The 14,248-nt window shown below is 64.7% G+C and carries 9 protein-coding genes; 4 read left to right on the forward strand and 5 right to left on the reverse strand.

From position 1 onward, the window contains the following. Positions 1–67 precede the first annotated feature (67 nt). Positions 68–1,720, reverse strand: coding sequence for a M28 family peptidase (locus tag Q5H92_RS23630; RefSeq protein ID WP_305014042.1), 1,653 nt, complete (start codon positions 1,718–1,720; stop codon positions 68–70). A gap of 383 nt (positions 1,721–2,103) precedes the next feature. Here Q5H92_RS23630 and Q5H92_RS23635 point away from each other — a divergent pair, with 383 nt between their 5' ends. The 3 genes from Q5H92_RS23635 to Q5H92_RS23645 all read left to right on the forward strand — a co-directional run bounded on the left by Q5H92_RS23635 (position 2,104) and on the right by Q5H92_RS23645 (position 5,088). Beyond that, positions 2,104–2,457 (forward strand): ASCH/PUA domain-containing protein, encoded by a 354-nt coding sequence (locus Q5H92_RS23635; protein ID WP_305014043.1) that lies wholly within the window; start codon positions 2,104–2,106, stop codon positions 2,455–2,457. Positions 2,458–2,596: 139 nt separating this feature from the next. After that, positions 2,597–3,529: an ABC transporter ATP-binding protein gene (locus tag Q5H92_RS23640; protein WP_305014044.1), complete on the forward strand. Its 933-nt coding sequence runs from the start codon at positions 2,597–2,599 to the stop codon at positions 3,527–3,529. Then, on the forward strand, positions 3,517–5,088 hold the full coding sequence (locus Q5H92_RS23645; RefSeq protein ID WP_305014045.1) for an ABC transporter permease/substrate-binding protein: 1,572 nt from the start codon (positions 3,517–3,519) through the stop codon (positions 5,086–5,088). Before Q5H92_RS23640 ends, Q5H92_RS23645 begins: the two co-directional genes overlap by 13 nt. Before the next feature lie 186 nt (positions 5,089–5,274). Here the strand turns inward: Q5H92_RS23645 and Q5H92_RS23650 are convergent, their stop codons facing one another. Next, positions 5,275–9,273: an HYR domain-containing protein gene (locus Q5H92_RS23650; RefSeq protein ID WP_305014046.1), complete on the reverse strand. Its 3,999-nt coding sequence runs from the start codon at positions 9,271–9,273 to the stop codon at positions 5,275–5,277. A 379-nt stretch (positions 9,274–9,652) separates the two neighbouring features. Between Q5H92_RS23650 and Q5H92_RS23655 the strand changes: the two genes are divergently transcribed. After that, a complete protein-coding gene (locus Q5H92_RS23655; RefSeq protein ID WP_305014047.1) occupies positions 9,653–10,210 on the forward strand; it encodes a GNAT family N-acetyltransferase in 558 nt (185 codons plus the stop codon). Here the strand turns inward: Q5H92_RS23655 and Q5H92_RS23660 are convergent. The 3 genes from Q5H92_RS23660 to Q5H92_RS23670 are packed head-to-tail and all read right to left on the reverse strand — an operon-like array spanning position 10,207 to position 14,230. After that, positions 10,207–10,899, reverse strand: a complete 693-nt coding sequence (locus tag Q5H92_RS23660) for a hypothetical protein (RefSeq protein WP_305014048.1) — start codon at positions 10,897–10,899, stop codon at positions 10,207–10,209. The genes Q5H92_RS23655 and Q5H92_RS23660 overlap by 4 nt on opposite strands. Positions 10,900–10,956: 57 nt before the next feature. Further along, a complete protein-coding gene (locus tag Q5H92_RS23665; RefSeq protein WP_305014049.1) occupies positions 10,957–11,496 on the reverse strand; it encodes a hypothetical protein in 540 nt (179 codons plus the stop codon). Between the two features lie 31 nt (positions 11,497–11,527). Next, positions 11,528–14,230 carry a M1 family metallopeptidase gene (locus tag Q5H92_RS23670; protein WP_305014050.1) on the reverse strand — a complete coding sequence of 901 codons (2,703 nt, stop codon included), beginning with the start codon at positions 14,228–14,230 and terminating at the stop codon, positions 11,528–11,530. Positions 14,231–14,248 lie beyond the last annotated feature (18 nt).

The following is a 14,248-nucleotide window of genomic DNA, read 5'->3' on the forward strand; positions in this document are numbered from 1 at the left end:
GCAATCTACCGCAATCGATGCCGATAGCCAGCCGGCAAACGGCCCGCCGCGCCGTCGTTCGGCCAGCCTACCGCTTGCCGTAGCGCACCCCAAAAAAGTCGCCCTTGTTCCAGGCCTGGCGCGTGGCGTCCTGCGCCACCTGGTAGCCGATGAGGAAGCAGAGCTGCACGTACTTGCGGCCAGCGTCAAAGTCGAAGCGGCCGTTGATGTCATCCTGCGGCTTGTGGTAGGTCACGGCGCGCCACTGCTGCACTTCGGCGCTGAGGTTGTTCTTCCCGTCGGCGGTTTTGTTGCCGTATTTGAGGTGCAGGGCCGGAATACCGGCCGTCACGAAGCTGTACTGGTCGCTGCGGATGAAGCGGTTTTGCTCGGGCTCGGGGTCGTCTTCGAGGTCGATGGCCATGTAGGCACAGGCCTTTTTCACGGGCTCGATGAGGGTGGAATGCGGCGCGCCCAGCGCCACCACGCTCAGCAGCGGGGCAATGAGGGTGGGCATGTCCATGTTGATGTCGGCCACGATACTCGCCTTGGGCACGGTGGGGCTGGTGGCGAAGGCGGTGGAACCCAACTGGCCCAGCTCCTCGCCGGTCATGAACACGAAAAGCATGGTGCGCTTGGGCTTCGCCTTGAGCTTGGAGTAGATTCTGGCGATTTCGAGCACGCAGGCCACACCCGAGGCATTGTCGTGGGCGCCGTTGTTGATGGAGTCGCCCCGCACCGGGGCCGTGATGCCGAGGTGGTCGAGGTGGGCCGAATGCACCACGTACTCGCTTTTCAGCTTGGCATCGGAGCCGGGAAACTGGCCCACCACGTTGTAGCTCTCCAGGTCCTGATACCGGGACTGCGCGCTGGCCGAGATGGTGGCTTTGAGCACGGCCGAGGCCGGCCGGCCGGCCCGAATGGCCGCAAAAACCGCCGTGGTATCGAGTGCCGAGGTTTGCAGCAACCGCTGGAGCGCCACGGCATTCACCGCGCCGTAGAGCTGCTGCTGGCTGCCGGGCGCGAAGGTGCGCGAGGCCGCCACCCGGCCATTGGCGCCCAGCAAGCTGTAGGTGCCGGCCTTGACGCTGGCCGGCGCGGCGGCGCGGGTGGAAGCCACCAGCAGCCCCACCGCGCCGTGCCCGACGGCCGTTTTGAGCAGCACGGCCAAATCCTGGCTGGCCGAGGCCACCGTGGACACGAACGTGCGGGGCGCGCCGCGCACGATGAGCACTACCTTGCCGCGCACGTCGAGGCCGGCGTAGTCGTCGTAGCCCAGCTCGGGGGCGCTGATGCCGAAGCCCGCGAAAGCCAGCGGCGCGCTGCTGACGCGGGTGGCCGGCAGCTCGGGGCTGGGGTAGAGCACGTAGTCGGGGCCGGCGGCCAGGGGCAGGGCGGCGCCCTGGGCATCGTGCGCCTCGAAGGTGGCCCCGGGTTGCAGGAAGGCGCGGCGCAGGCGCACTTTCTGGAGGTAGGTGCCGCCCTCGCCGGCCGGCTGCACGCCCAGGGTTTTGAGCTGTTGGGTGACGTAGTCGACGGCCATTTGGTAGCCGGGCGTGCCGGCTTTGCGGCCCTGCAGGCGGTCGTCGGCCAGGTAGGCGATGTGGGCTTTGATGTCGGCGGGGCGCACCTGCTCCAGGGCGGCGGTCACGGGCTTGGGCACGGTGAGCGGGGCCTGGGCGTGGGCCGCAGCGCCCAGCAGGAGGCTGAAAAGGGCAAGAGTCGGGAAACGCGTTTTCATAAATAGCATGTGCAGTGAGGTACCAAAGAACGGCATGACAGGCGCGGCACTATTATTTTTTCGCGTCGGCTGGCTGGCCGCAGCAGGCTCTTCGTCGGCGCTGGCGCCAGCCTCAATTCGGTATAAAAAGCCTCTAACGCGGGGCGTTCAATCGATTGTGTGAGCCGTTGGACGGGTCCGAATCAGCGCTACCCGGCCCTGAGTCCCGCCGACAATTGCGCCGGAACCCTCCTGATTTCCTTGGCGTTGAAGCATCTTGGCCTTGTTTTTTGCTTAACTTGAGTAAAACAACTCTTCACCCGAGGGAGCCTAAGCCCCGCCTCCGATGCCGCCCCAACGGGCAGCCCGCCGGCCGGCCGCTCCTTCCTCAACATCTCTTCCCCATGACTTCGAACCTGACCTTTGCCGACCAATTCGTTCCCCAGTTTCACATCACCAACCCCTCGCAGCACCAAAACCACGAGCTGAAAATCTGGCCGTCCTGCTTCGCGGCGGTGAAGGCCGGCAACAAGCCCTTCGACGTGCGCGAAAACGACCGAGGCTTTCAAATCGGCGACGAGCTGCTGCTGCGCGAGTTCGAGCCCGAAACCGGGCAGTACACCGGCCACACCATCACCCGCTGGGTGAGCTACGTGCTGGAAGGTGGGGCCTTCGGCGTGCAGGACAACTGGTGCGTGCTGGGTTTCAGCGACGTGCCGCCCATCCCGACGGGCATGACGGATATCCGGCTGTGGTGAGGAGCTAGGAAAGGAACGTCATGCTGAGCGCAGCGAAGCATCTTTACCGTAGTAGTAAACCTTTCGATTGGATTACCATTGCGGTAAAGATGCTTCGCTGCGCTCAGCATGACGTTCCTCTACCTCTCCGCCCCTACCAATGACCACCATCCGCGCCACGAACCTCCACAAACGCTACGGCGCCCAGCCCGTGGTGCAGGACGTGTCCTTCGAGCTGGCCGCCGGCGAAACGCTGGTGCTGCTGGGCCCCAGCGGCTGCGGCAAAACCACGCTGCTCAAAATGCTCAACCGCCTGATTGAGCCCGACGCCGGCACGGTCGAAATCAACGGGCGCGACGTGCATGCGCAGCGCCCCGAGGTCCTGCGGCGCGGCATGGGCTACGTTATTCAGCAGGTGGGCTTGCTGCCGCACTACACCGTGGCCGAGAATATTGCGGTGGTGCCCAAGCTGCTGGGCCACGCCCCGGCCGCCATCGCGGCGCGCACCGAGGCGCTGCTCACGCGCCTGCACCTGCCGCCCGCCCGCTACGCCGGGCAGCTGCCGCACCAGCTTTCGGGCGGGCAGCAGCAGCGCGTGGGCCTGGCCCGCGCCCTGGCCGCCGACCCGCCCATCATTCTGATGGATGAGCCTTTTGGCGCCCTCGACCCCATTACCCGGGCCAGCATCCGGCGCGAGTTTCGGGAGCTGGACGAGCTGCGGAGCAAAACCGTGGTGCTCGTGACGCACGACGTAACGGAGGCCTTCGAGCTGGCCGACCGCATTCTGCTGCTCGACGCCGGGCGGGTGCAGCAGATGGGCACCCCGCGCGAGCTGCTTTTTCGGCCCGCCAACGACTTTGTGCGCCTCTTTTTCGCGGCCGAGCGGCTGGCGCTGCAGCTGCGCGTCCTCACGCTGGGCGACGTTTTTGGGGAAGAAAATCTAACTGAAGCCAATCGAACCACCACCGTGCACGAGGCGCTGGAGCAGTTGACAGGCGCAGCCGCCGACGGCTCGGATACATTCACCGTCGCTCAACTGATGGCCGCTTTTGGCGAAGCCCTGCAACGAGAGGAGGACGCATGGAAACGCTAAGCGCGCTATTCACTTTCTGGCACGAGCAGGCGGGGAAACTGGGCGAGCAAACCTTGCAACACATCGGCCTCACGGCGGCGTCGCTGCTGCTGGCGGTGCTGGTGGGCGGGCCGCTGGGGCTGTTTTTGTCGCGTCGGCCGCGCTGGGCCCCAGCCGTGCTGGGCCTGGCCGGCGTGCTCCAGACGGTGCCCAGCATCGCGCTGCTCGGCTTCCTGATTCCGCTGCTGGGCATTGGGCCGAAGCCAGCCATTTTCGCGCTGTTTCTGTATTCGCTGCTGCCAATCATCCGCAATACGCTGGCGGGCATTCAGGGCGTGCCGCCGGCCATGGTGGAAGCCGCCCGCGGCCTGGGCCTCACCGACGGGCAAGTGTTGCGGCAGGTGGAATTGCCGCTGGCGCTGCCGGTGCTCATGGCCGGCATTCGTACGGCCACGGTAATAAACGTGGGCGTGGCCACGCTGGCGGCCTACGTGGCGGCCGGCGGGCTGGGCGAGTTCATCTTCGGCGGCATCAACCTCAACAACCCGGTGATGATACTGGCCGGGGCGCTGCCGGCCGCCGGGCTGGCCCTGGCCTTCGATGCGCTGCTGGGCGGCGTGCAGAAGCTCAGCGCCCGGCGGCTGCGCCAAACCGGCGCGGCGCTGCTGCTGGCGCTGCCGCTGCTGGCCGGCGCCTACCTGCTGCCCCGGGCCACGGGCAAGCTGCTGGCCGGCTTCAGCCCCGAATTCGTGGGCCGCGCCGACGGTCTGCCCGGCCTCACCAAGGCCTATGGCCTCACGCACCTGCCCAGCGTGGTGCTGGCCCCCGCGCTGGTGTACGAAGCTGCCCACAGCGCCAACGTTGACGTCATCGACGGCTACAGCACCGACGGCCGCATCCGGGCCTACGGCCTGCGCGTGCTGCGCGACGACCGCCGGGTGTTTCCGCCCTACTACGCCGTGCCCGTGGTGCGCCCCGCCCTGCTGCGCGAACACCCCGAGCTGCGCCCGGTGCTGGCCCAGCTCGATGGGCAGATTTCCGACTCGGCCATGACCGAGCTGAACTACCGGGCCGACTACCTGCACCAGGACCCCAGGGCCATTGCCGAAGCTTTTCTGCGGCGGCGCGGGCTGTGGCGTGATGCGCGGCCGGCCGTGCCCGGCGCGCCCGTGGTGCGGCTGGGCTCCAAGATTTTTGCTGAGCAATACATTCTCATCGAGATGTACGCCGCCCTCATCCGGGGCCAGACCGACCTGGCTGTGGAAATCAAAACCGGCCTGGGCGCCACCAGCATCTGCTTCGAGGCCCTGCGCACCGGCGCCATCGACCTTTATCCCGAGTACACCGGCACTGGCCTGCTGGTGCTGCTTCAGCCCCGGCCGCAGGTCATCGACTCGCTGGGCGGGCGCCCGGCGGCGGTGCTGGGCTACGTGCGGGCCGAATTCCGGCGGCGCTACGGGCTGGAGTGGCTGGCGCCACTGGGCTTCAACAATACGTATGCGCTGCTGATGCGCGGGCAGCAGGCGCAGGCGCTAGGCATTGCCAGCGTGTCGGATTTGGGCGGGTACCTGCGAAAGTAGGTGGGGCGGCATTTGGTAGCTGTCATCCTGAGTGTTGTCAAGCATCTATCGGTTGAACCATCTGTTCAAATGTGAAAAGGTCCTTCGCGGCACTCAGGATGACAGCCGCCAAGCATCTATCGCCGCACAAAAAAGCCCCTGCCGGAAATTCCGACAGGGGCTTTTCATTAACCTAAAACCTAATCCTTACCGCACGATGGTGAGGCGCAGGGTCTCGGTTTTGCCGTTGGTCACCAAGCGGCACACGTACAGGCCGGAAGTCAGGCGCTGGCCGTTCAGCGTGAGTGAGTACTGCTGGCCGGCTGTAGCGGCACCGTCGAACAAGGTGGCCACGCGCTGGCCCAGCTCGTTGTACACGAGCACCTGGGCGGGGCCGTCCTGGGCCGTGCGGAAAGCCACGGTGGCATTTTCCGTCACCGGATTTGGGAAAGCCGACAGCTCGTTTTTGGCAGCTACAGCAACGGAGGCCGCTTCAGCCACGCCGCGGGCCGCGCTGGAGCAAGTGCCCAACTGGTCGCCGGTGTGGCCGGTGAGGTGGGTGTCCACGGCATTGGGCGAGATGCAGATTTCGTGGCCGTTGTGGCAGACAATGACTTTGTCGTTGTTGTTGCCGCAACGCACGTCCACTACGCGCAGGGTCACCGTTTTGGTGGCCGTGCAGCCGTAGGCATTGGTCGCCGTCACCGTGTAGGTGAAGGTGCCGGGGGTGCTGGCCGTGAACGTCGGGTTGGCCGCCTTATAGTTGCTCAGGCCAGCCGACGGGCTCCAGGCGTAGCTCACGCCGCCGGTTGCCGTGAGCGTAACACTCTGGGCACCATAGCCCAGGTACAGGTTGGTGGCCACACCGCCGGTGTACACGCTGCCGGCGGGTGTCACCGTGATGCCGGGCGTGGGCACCGTGCCCGTCACCGTCACTACGGCCGAAGCCGTGCTCACGAGGCCGTGCACGTCGGTCACGGTCAGGGTCACGGGGTTGGCACCGATGTTGGCGCAGGTGAAGGTCGTCTTGTTCAGCGTCACGCTGGCGATGCCGCAGGCGTCGGCGCTGCCGTTGTTCACTTGGGCGGGCGTCACCGAAGCCGCACCGTTAACCAGCGTCACAGTTACGTTTTTGGCGAGGGCCGTGGGAGCAGTCACGTCGCGCACCGTCACGGTGAAGCTGCCGGTGCTGGTGTTGCCACTGGCATCGGTAGCGGTTACGTTCACGGTGGTAATGCCCACGGCGAAGGTGCTGCCCGAAGCCGAGCTGGCTACCACCGTAGCGCCGGCGCAATTGTCGGTAGCAGTGGGGCTGAAGCTCACCACGGCGCCGCACTGCGTGGCGGGCGCGTTGGCAGTGATATTAGCCAAGGCAGCTAGCACAGGCCGCTCGGTATCGTTCACCGTCACTACTTGCGTGGCATTAGCCGTGTTACCGGCCGCATCAGTAGCCGTCCAGGTTACGGTGGTAGTGCCTTTCGGGAAGGTGGCGGGGGCGTTATTCGCCACCGTCACGCCAGTGCAGTTGTCGGCTACCGTGGGCGTGCCCAGGGCCACTTGCGTAGCGCTGCACTGGCCAGGGTTGGTGCTCACGCTGCGGGCGGCTGGAGCCGTGATGGTTGGCTTTTCGGCATCAACCACCGTCACCACCTGCGTGGCAGTAGCGGTAAGGCCCGTGGCGTCCGTCGCCGTCCAGCGGACGGTGGTGGTGCCCTTGGGGAATACGGCAGGGGCATTGTTGGTTACCGTCACACCCGCGCAGTTGTCGCCGGCGGTAGCGGTGCCAAGGGTTACGTTGCTGGCCGAGCACTGGCCGGCATCAGCCGATACCGTTACGGCGGCCGGGGCTACTACCACGGGCGCTTCGGTATCGGTCACGGTTACTACCTGCGTGGCGGTGGCGGTGAGGCCAGCGGCATCGGTAGCGGTGTAGGTTACGGTCGTCAGGCCCTTGGGGAAAGTGGCGGGGGCGTTGTTGGTTACCGTCACGCCCGCACAGTTATCAGCTGCCGTAGCCTGGCCCAGGGCCACGCCAGTAGCGGCGCACTGGCCGGCATCGGTGCTCACCGTGAGCGCAGCAGGAGCCGTGATGGTGGGCGCTTCCGTGTCCGTCACGGTCACCGTGAAGCTGCACGCGGCGGTGTTGCCCGCGTCATCGGTCGCGGTGTAGGTAACGGTAGTAATGCCGAGGGGGAAGAGCGCGCCGCTGGCCAGGCCGGCGGTCAGCGTCGTGGTCACGTTGCGGCAGGAGTGCGTGCCCTGGGGCACGGCGTAGCTCACCACCGCCCCGCAGGCGCCGGCGTCATTGCCCACCGCCACGCTGGCCGCGCAACTGATTTGCGGCAGCTCCAGCACCGGCTCAGTTAGGGTGATTTGAGTGGTTTCGTGGCAGTTATTGGCGTCGGTGGTCGTCACCGTGTAGGTGCCGGCGGCCAAGCCGCTGGGGCTTTGGGCGGCCGAGGTGTAGCCGTTCGGGCCGGTCCAGGCGTAGCTGTAGGGGGCGGTGCCGCCGCTCACGGCCAGCGCAATGCTGCCGTTGCTCTTGCCGTTGCAGTCCACGTTGGTGCCAGTGGCGCTCAGCTGGGTGTTGCAGGGAATCACGGTGATGTCGAACGACTGCCGGATAAGGCCGTAGCTGGCCCCGTGGTGGTAGATATCAGCCGCCACCAGCGAAACCGGGTTCACGCCCGCATCGGCAACGGTGGGCGTGCCGCTGAGGGTGGCCGTGCCGTCGCCATTGTCTACCAGCGTCAGCCAGGCGGGCAAAACCGGCGTTTCAATTTCCAGCTCGTCGCCGTAGGGCAGGTCGGGGTCGGTGGTCGCGATGTCGTAGGTGAACACCTGCCCCGCCACCACCGACAGTGTGCCGGGCGTCGAAATGAAGGACGGTGCCGAGTTAACAATCAGGTTCAGGGTGTGCGTCGATTCATCGCCGTAGGTATCGCGGGCCGTGAATACGGCGGCGTGTTGTCCCCAATCGGCCAGCACCGGCGTCCAGTTGAGCTGCGTAGTGACCGGGTTAGCCGCCGCTGTGGGCAGAGCCGGCGTGAAAACCGCGGCACTGGGCAGGCCCGTGGCTCCCACCAGGCTTACCCGGTCCGTTGGGTCGGGGTCGGAAGCCTGAATGGTGTAGTTCAGCGCTGTGCCGGGCGTCACCTGAAATACGCTGCCATTGGCTGGCGTAGGCGGCACATTGAACACGGGGTCCTGGCTCACCCGAATGGTGACCGAGCTGTTGCGCTGCACGCCCTGGGCATCCTGCGCCACAAAGTTCACAATGGTGGTGCCCAGGTTGGCCGTAGTGGGCGTCCAGGAAAACGAGCTGGCTACCGGGTTGCCGCTCACGGGCAGAGCGGGGGTCATAATGGCACTTGTGGGCAGGCCAATGGCCTGCAGCGTCACGATATCGCCGGCATCGCTGTCGGTGGCCCGCACCGTGAAGGCGATGGGGTCGCCGGGAGCCACTTTGTAGACGTAGGCATTGGGCGGCGTCACGCTGTAGTCAAAAATCGGCGCGTTCGACACGGGCGCTACCTTGATGAGGAAGTCTACCAGCGTGCTGGTTTTGCCGTCGCTCACCTTAATAACCGCGTTGTAGAGCTTGCCAATGGTCAGGCCCACCGTGTTGAACGTCACGTTGCCCGTCGTTGCATTCACGGCCAGACCAGGTGCATTCACGAAAGTAGCCGTTGTCAGCGCAAGGTCCGCAGCAGTAGCCAGGCTGAACGTCAGCGGGTCGCCGTCCTGGTCGCTGGCCGGCAGTAGAAAGGATGCCGCCGCTTGCCCCACCGACAAATTCACTATCGGCGTCAGCGTCGATACCGGCGAATTGTTGCCCGTTCCGGCGTTCACCACCGTGCGCACGGTGAAATCTTTCTCCGCATTGTTCATCAGGCCGACCGCCGCCGTGATGCGGCAGCATTGCGTGAAATAAGCCGTGTAGGCAATGCTGGCCGGATAAACGTGGGTGATAGTCGCTTCTCCGTACAGAATATCCGCCGTCACATCAACCGACGTAACCGTCAGGTTGATAGTGGCAGACGTGGGCGAGCCCGTGACCGCCGCGTGGCCAAACATCAGCGGAACACCGGTATTAACCGTGGCGCCAATAGCTGGGGTGCCGAAATAAGACCGCCGGAAAGCCATGCTCACCTTGAATTGCACGGTGCGCTTGGTCGCATCGGTTTGCACCGTGCGCCACGTCATGCTGCCGTAGCGAAAGTGCGTGGCCAGCGCGGGCGCGGTTGCCCCAAACGCCAGGACAAAGCAGAGAACCAGGAGCCGTAGCGCGGCATAGCCCCGATGGCTAGGGGCAACTGCAGACGCTAACGGAACGGTTGCAGATGTTGCGTAAAAGTGTTTTTGCATACAGGAGTTGGGAAAATGGCAGGCAATGAGAATTTGAGAGCCAGAAAGACTAAAGTTATTTTTCAACTTACTTTAATTCAATTTACAAATATAGATGGGCTGAATGTATTGCAAACAATATTTTATTTTTTTTATTGAAATAATTAAAATCCAAGGCTCATTTTATCCGTAGTGCTCTGAGCTAAAAGTGCTGTTAGATACTCTGAATCTGCGCCGCATGACCGTTCCCTTGTATCTCGCAACTGCCACCACCGCCGACGTGCCCCGCCTCACCCGCCTCGTGAACCGCGCTTACCGCGGCGACGCCTCCCGCCAAGGCTGGACCACCGAGGCCCACCTGCTCGACGGCCAGCGCATCGACGAAGACGGCCTGCGCGAAATGCTGGCCGTGCCCGGCGCCGCCATCCTCATGTGTTTGGGCGCGAACGATGAGCTGCTGGGCAGCTTCTACGCCCACGCCACGGGCGAGAAGGTGTACCTCGGCATGCTGGCCGTGGAGCCAGGGCGCCAAACCAACGGCGTGGGCAAGTTCCTCATCCATGCCGCCGAGGACTACGGCCGGCAGCACGGCTGCACCACCAGCAAGATGACCGTCATCTCGGTGCGGGCCGAGCTTCTGGCCTACTACGCGCGCCAGGGCTACCGCCCCACCGGCGCCACCGAGCCCTTTCCCACCGACCCGCGCTTCGGCGTGCCGCGGCAGCCGCTCACGCTGCTGGTGCTGGAGAAAAGCCTGGTCGAAGCCCAGGCACCCCCGGGCCCAATGGCTGGCTAAGCCGGCCGGTGCAGCTGGCGGGTTGGAAGAAAGCTGTCGAAGGCGATTTCCTCGTTCACTTCGGTGGGCAGCACGTCGTTTTCGAGGAGCAGCTGCACCACCTCTTTCCGGTGCAGGCCGCAGTTCATTTTGTGGTAGAGGGCCAGCAAGGGAGCCGCGCACTCGGGCGTGGGGTTGGCCCGGTAAATATCGACGCAGCTGACGGCCAGCGCCTCCACCGTGTGCTCGTTGTGGAAACGGCCAACCAGCGCCGTGAGCAGCGCGGCATCGCCCGGCTCGTAGTTGCTCACCAGCAGGCCGGCGTAGCGGCCGGGTTGGGTAGTGCTGGCCAGCCGCTGCAGCGCAAATGCCCGGATGGCGGGCGCACGCAGGTGCTGCAGGTCCTCGATGGCGTATTCGGTGGCGAGGCGGTTGCCGCTGGTCATTTTCTGACGCGCCAACGCCAGAATGGGCCGGTAGTCCAACGGGAATTTAACCCGGGTGAAAATGTGCAGCAGGTTCCGGCGCACAACCGGGTTTTCCTCCGTCAGCAGGCGCTCGGCCAGCTGCTGGATTTCGGGTGGTTGCAGCGCTTTGCGGCGGAGCGCGAAGCGGCCGTAGGCGCGGCTGGTGGTGTGCAGGAGGCTTTCCAGGCTGGACGCGGCGGCGGGCGGCGCGGGCGCGACGCGGAGGTCGAGCGTGGCTTGCACGAACTGCAGGTAGCGCCGCACAGCCGCGTCGTGCGTCGCCAGCTGCCGCAGCTCGGCCTAGGCATCCACGGCCGGGTACATTTCCTGGAAAGAGCGAATGAGCCCGTCGTCCGTCCACAGCTGGGGGTTTTTCGCGAAAGCCCGCCCGTACTTACGGGCAATGTATTGCAGGCCGGCCAGGCCATCCAGCTCGATAATCTCCTGCTCACCAACCCAGTCGGAGCCCTCAATCGGACGATTCAGAAAGCGGCGGTAAATGGCCGCGCGGGCCTGGGCATCGCCCTGCCGGGCAAAGAGCCGCGCCAGCGCAAACAGCTGCGTCAGCGTCCAGGTATCAGCCTGCTCGGTGGCGAGGGCTTTCAGCACGGCCCGACGAATCCGGGCCCGCTGCGCCGAATGGCCGTACAGTTCGTAGAGGTAGGAAGCGCGACTGGGCTCCGCCTGTCCGTCGTAGGCAAAATTCTTCCGCGCCGCCTCGATGATATAGGGCGAGAAATCGATTTCGGGGTGGGCCCAGGCCAGCAGGTGGGCACGGCCGGTACCAAGCCGGATGGAATGCCGAAAGCTGCGTTTCAGGCGTTGGATGGTGGCGGCCATTGGCTGGGGAGGAATAGTGGCGCAGGCCGGCCTACCGCGCCAGCTTTTCGGCCCGAAACAGGTCGTCGGCGGCTTGCAGGAGCTTGGCGCGCAGCTGGGGGTTGTAGCTGGGGTGGGCGGCCAGGAAGGCCCGCACCGTGGCGGCGGCCGTGGCCGACTGGTAGCTGCCCAGCGTGGCCTGCAACCACGAATAGGGAAAGAAAATGTCGCCCGTGAGCTGAATTTCTTCCAGCAAATCGAGGCTGGCGAGCAGGTATTTTTCCGACGTGGCCTGGCGCAGCGGATGGTGCAGGTAGCCCAGCGCTGCCGTCACCCAGGCTTCTTTTTCGCGGCCCTTCTCGTCTTTCAGGGTGGCAAAAAAGGCGTCGCGCGTGGCCACGTCGGACGCGAGGGCGGGCATCAGGAATTCAAGTCGCTGGCGGCGGTCCACGTTTTTGATGCGGGCCAGCTGCTGGGGCAGAATGGGCGTAGTGGCCGAATAGTCGCGCACGGCCAGCGCCAGGGCCAGGGCGGTGTAGTCGTCCTCGGTGAGCTTGACGCCGGCCGTGGCCTGCTGCGACTGCCAGATTTGGTAGAGGCGCGTTTGGGCCGGCTTGGTGAGGGCAATGGATTGATAAGTCTTGAAAAGCTGCTTTTTGGAATTCGCCGCCGGATTTTTCAGCAGCGCGGCCCACAGGTCGGCTTCCAGGCCCGGGCCCACGGCCTGCCGCTGGGCCGGCGTGAGAAACTGCCAGAAAATGGCGCTGGCCTGGCCCGTGAGCAGCTTCAGGTTCAGCTCTTCGGGCTCGCGGGTGAGGGCCTGGCGGTACCGCGTGAGCAGTTCCAGCGGCTTGACCGTTTCGCCGCGGAGCATGTTCTCATAAACGTTGACGTAGGTGGCCGCCCGCGTCACCGGGTTTTTCAGCTGTGTCACGGTGCTGAGCAACTCCGGCGCCACCGGAAACACGCCGTAGCCCACACCCGTGGAATTGAACACAATACGCTTCGGCAGGAAAGGAATCCGGATGCCCTTTTCTTTCCCCTCCATTTTCACGCTCAGCTGCTGTTGCTCGCCGCTGGCCGATTCAATCAGGACCTCAAACTCCTGCGGCCACAGGCGGTCGGAGCCGTCCTCGGCCGTCTGCGTCACATACAGGCCGTAGCGCTGGTCGTGGCCACCGCTGATGCGGTAGCTGAACAGGGGGCGGCCGGGCTGGTTCACCCACACTTGGTTCCAGGCCTGCAGGTCGGCGGGGGTGCGGGCATCCAGGATTTCGATGAGGTCGGGCCAGGTGGCGTTGCCGTGGGCGTATTTGCGCAGGTATTCCTGCAGGCCGGCTTGGAAGGCTGCGGGACCCATCAGGCGCTCCAACTGGCGCATCATGATGGGCGCTTTGTGGTAGATGATGTTGCCGTAGAGCGAGCCCGCGTCCTGCAGGTTGGCCAGCGGCTGGCGGATGGGGTTGGCGCCGGCCGTGCGGTCGATGCCGTAGGCGGCCGGATAGTGGTCGACGACAAATTTAAGGTCTTGTAACTGCCGAGGTAGTGGCCGATAACTCAACTCTCTGCCAAGCCAATAATTCTCTTCCGGGTCAATACGCCGCTGTTTTTCTTCTGGCACCATTTTATCGGCCATGAAATTGGCAAACACCTCCTTCATCCACACGTCGTTGAACCAGCGCATGGTCACCAAATCGCCGAACCACATATGGGCCGTTTCGTGCGAAACCAGATTGGAACGGGCCAGCACCTGGTCCTGCGTCGCGCCCTCGTCCAGAAACAAGGTTGAGGCCTTGTAATCGATGGCCCCGACGTGCTCCATGCCGCCGTACTGAAAGTCGGGAATGGCTGTGAAATCGAACTTTTGAAACGGGTACGGAATGCCCGTGTACTGTTCCATAAACTGCAACGCATCGGCGTGCAGCTGGAAGATGGGGCCGAGGCTCAGGCGCAGCTTGGCCGGGTCGGTTTCGCGGTGCAGCAACGTCATCGGCCGCCCGTTCAGCGTGCGGCTCAGGCGCGTAAACTTGCCGGCCGTGAAGGAAAACAGGTAAGTGCTGATGCTGTCGGAAGTGGCGAATCGGTAAGTTTTTGAACCGGGTATTCGCCCGTCCAACGTTGTGGCGGAGTCGCGCACCGGCGCATTGGCCACGGCCTGCCACGCTAACGGAACCGTGAGTGACAGCTTGAACGTGGCCTTCAAATCGGGCTGGTCGAAGACTGGCACGACGGTGCGGGCGCGGTCGGGCACGAGCAGCGTGTAGAGGTAGTCGGCGTTGCGGTTGAGTGACTGCTCGCCGGCGGCGAGGCTGATTTCGACCACGTTGCGGCCGGCTTTCAGGGTGGCGGCGGGCAGCACGAGGTGCTCGTTGCGGTGGTCGATGGCCACGATTTGGCCGTTCACCTTTAGGCCGTGCAAGTTGGCGGTGGGCGCTTTGAAATCGAGCTGCACCGGGTCGCGGCTGTCGCGCAGCGTGAAACTCACGGTTTCTTCGGCGGCAATGGGGTCGGCTTTCTTGTCCGGGATATGCAGGCTGAGCTGGTAGGCTACACCGCTGATGTTCTGCTTGCGCGCCACGGCCAGCGTTTCCGAAACCCCTTTTTCGACGGGCGGCAGCGGGCGCGGCGGTACCGCCGAAGCGGTATCAGCGGCGGGCAGCCCGGTCTGAACAATGGGCGTACGCTGGCAGGCCACGGCCAGCATCGCCAGCAGAAACCCACCGGCTCTGCCATATTTACGGAAGCTAAAATTCATCGACAAAAGCTCGGTGCA

Source organism: Hymenobacter mellowenesis (assembly GCF_030581005.1).
GTDB lineage: Bacteria > Bacteroidota > Bacteroidia > Cytophagales > Hymenobacteraceae > Hymenobacter > Hymenobacter mellowenesis.

Bases quoted from the DNA above. Each gene is read 5' to 3' on its own strand.
- Q5H92_RS23635 (WP_305014043.1), top strand. From the start codon at position 2,104: ATGACTTCGAACCTGACCTTTGCCGACCAATTCGTTCCCCAGTTTCAC.
- Q5H92_RS23645 (WP_305014045.1), top strand. From the start codon at position 3,517: ATGGAAACGCTAAGCGCGCTATTCACTTTCTGGCACGAGCAGGCGGGG.
- Q5H92_RS23630 (WP_305014042.1), bottom strand. From the start codon at position 1,720: ATGAAAACGCGTTTCCCGACTCTTGCCCTTTTCAGCCTCCTGCTGGGC.
- Q5H92_RS23665 (WP_305014049.1), bottom strand. From the start codon at position 11,496: ATGGCCGCCACCATCCAACGCCTGAAACGCAGCTTTCGGCATTCCATC.
- Q5H92_RS23640 (WP_305014044.1), top strand. From the start codon at position 2,597: ATGACCACCATCCGCGCCACGAACCTCCACAAACGCTACGGCGCCCAG.
- Q5H92_RS23650 (WP_305014046.1), bottom strand. From the start codon at position 9,273: ATGACGTGGCGCACGGTGCAAACCGATGCGACCAAGCGCACCGTGCAA.
- Q5H92_RS23670 (WP_305014050.1), bottom strand. From the start codon at position 14,230: ATGAATTTTAGCTTCCGTAAATATGGCAGAGCCGGTGGGTTTCTGCTG.
- Q5H92_RS23655 (WP_305014047.1), top strand. From the start codon at position 9,653: ATGACCGTTCCCTTGTATCTCGCAACTGCCACCACCGCCGACGTGCCC.